General features: G+C 30.2%; 2 protein-coding genes. Both read right to left on the reverse strand.

Annotation, left to right across the window (positions count from 1 at the left end; genetic code table 11):
• Positions 1–93 precede the first annotated feature (93 nt).
• The gene (locus DFQ10_RS18435; RefSeq protein WP_245940787.1) at positions 94–897 is read right to left on the reverse strand and encodes a hypothetical protein; all 804 of its coding nucleotides are present in this window, start codon (positions 895–897) and stop codon (positions 94–96) included.
• 141 nt (positions 898–1,038) lie between these two features.
• On the reverse strand, positions 1,039–1,554 hold the full coding sequence (locus tag DFQ10_RS18440) for a hypothetical protein (protein WP_115818923.1): 516 nt from the start codon (positions 1,552–1,554) through the stop codon (positions 1,039–1,041).
• Positions 1,555–1,691: the final 137 nt, after the last annotated feature.

Genomic DNA, 1,691 nt, shown 5'->3' on the forward strand with positions numbered 1-1,691 from the left:
TAGCTAAATCAGGATTAATATATGATGGAAATTATAAAAGTACTTTAGTGAAAAATTAATACATTTTTACTTGTTTTTTACCACAGTACTTTGTTACCTGCTGTTTGCTAGTTCTGATATTATTTTATTTGATGATTTTCCACTATAAATACAACCAGAGCAAATTTCCATTATTAGTGGTTCATTTTTTAATTCTTCTATTCTCAAATTTATTATTTTTTGTTGAGCCTTATTAAATTTATTCAGATTAGAATAATAAAATTCAATAGACATAATACGAGTTGCAGGATTCATGCTATACAATAAGTATTCGCAATTTTCTTCACATATAAACTGATCAAAGAGTTTTCTGTTATCTAGTGTTCTCATAGCTTCTCCACACATTGTTCCGTATGTTCTTGAAAAAAAGGGATTCATAAGTTCGTTAACAGTATTATCAAGGAACTCTTTTTTTGGATTTAATGATATGTATATTTTATTCATATCCGAGCTAAGTGGACTGACTTTGTAATTTTCGTCGACTTCGAATATTCCAGACAGTTTATCTTTATATAACTTTTTAATCCTATCGGATTTATTTTCGTTTATCTCAGTCGAAATGTTGTAAGCTAGAATCTCATCATTTAAAAACAGAATTTGATAGTCAAACGAAATGCTACCAAGTCCTTTTCCGCTATCAATTATTTGATAACCAAATCCCAAGTTCTCACGTTTTCTATATGGAATTTCAAGCTTTTCAAAAAAATCTTCACACGAAACATCATATGCTTTTTTTAGCTCTGAAATAAATGATGTATCCTTTTCAATATATTTTTTTTGTTTTTCAGAATCTTGAGAATAGGATATATTCCAAATGTTAAAAATAAAAAATATTGATATGTAGAGAGTTTTTTTCAAATTGCAGGTAACGGTTTTGTATAAGATTAGTTGCGTGTTTTAAGCACTAAAGTTAGCAAATAAATCACAGATAGAAAGTCCGCGAGGACTTTCGTAAGTAGGCTATAACTAGCAATTAATTTTATACGTTGTTGGCAATAGTTATTTTTTTATTCCGCTTTCAAATTCTTTTAGCGTTATTTTATCTTTCCGTTTTGAGTATTCTCCGTATGCAATTCCGTTGTCATAATCGACAGTCAGATAATCAGTCCAACAAGAGAAGAAATCAAAATCGTCTTTTTTTCCGAGTTCCGAATTTTCTTCAATCCGATTTGGCGCAATTAAATAATATTTTCCAACTTCAAAATCCGCAATATAAGGTCTGCATTGTGCTCCGTCATCTCCCCAAATTTTTATTCTTTTTCGCGATTCAGTTCCTTTGTACTTTTTTACTATTTCGACCGTCATTGAAAAAGGCATTTTTTTACCATAACCATCTATTTCGTAATCCAGAAAATCAGAATATTCAATTACTTTCACAAGTGCAACAAATTCCATTCCGTTTGCTACTCCTTTAAAAGAACAATCTCCTTCACATTCACAGTCACAAGCGAATGAGTTGAAGGAAATCAACATCATTATCAGAAGTAATATTTTCTTTAGAAACGGTTTTTTCATAATTATTGCCAACGGTCTTGTGTATGGTTAGTTGCGTGTTTCAGCAACTAATTTAGTAAACAAAAACGAACGCGAGAAAATTCCGAAGGAATTTTCCAAATAAGCAACGACCAAAGCAATTAATTATACACGTCTTA

The organism is Winogradskyella eximia (assembly GCF_003386165.1).
In the GTDB taxonomy this organism is placed as follows: domain Bacteria; phylum Bacteroidota; class Bacteroidia; order Flavobacteriales; family Flavobacteriaceae; genus Winogradskyella; species Winogradskyella eximia.

Bases quoted from the DNA above. Each gene is read 5' to 3' on its own strand.
- DFQ10_RS18440 (WP_115818923.1), bottom strand. From the start codon at position 1,554: ATGAAAAAACCGTTTCTAAAGAAAATATTACTTCTGATAATGATGTTG.